The organism is Halovibrio sp. HP20-59 (assembly GCF_033052795.2).
GTDB lineage: Bacteria > Pseudomonadota > Gammaproteobacteria > Pseudomonadales > Halomonadaceae > Vreelandella.
This window is the reverse complement of sequence record NZ_JAWJUW020000128.1, coordinates 1-253: the sequence shown is the minus strand read 5'-3', so window position 1 is coordinate 253 and position 253 is coordinate 1. Positions and strand designations below refer to the sequence as shown.

Below are 253 nucleotides of genomic sequence, written 5' to 3'. Positions count from 1 at the left end.
ATCGGCCAAACCACGGTGGAACTGATATTGAAACAAGGGTCGAAAATGCGCGTGAAAGTCGTGTATGACCCGGAGGGCGAAGTGCTCTTTAACAACGTCTACAGTTACGGATGGTGGGATACCGATAACCAGCGGCTCCACATTAGCAACCGCGTGCAAGAGAAACTCAACGACGACGATTACGAAGTCGACGCCGAGTGGTGGGTGGAGCAGTATATGAGTTTTCTATACGAACTGAGCGAATACGTGGACG

Annotated in this window: 1 protein-coding gene; it reads left to right on the top strand. The window is 51.0% G+C overall.

Going from position 1 to position 253, the window contains the following annotated elements; translation table 11 throughout:
* Positions 1–45: 45 nt before the first annotated feature.
* Positions 46–253: hypothetical protein (locus tag RZA33_RS19630; protein ID WP_317509927.1), on the top strand; the 208-nt coding region annotated here is incomplete at its 3' end.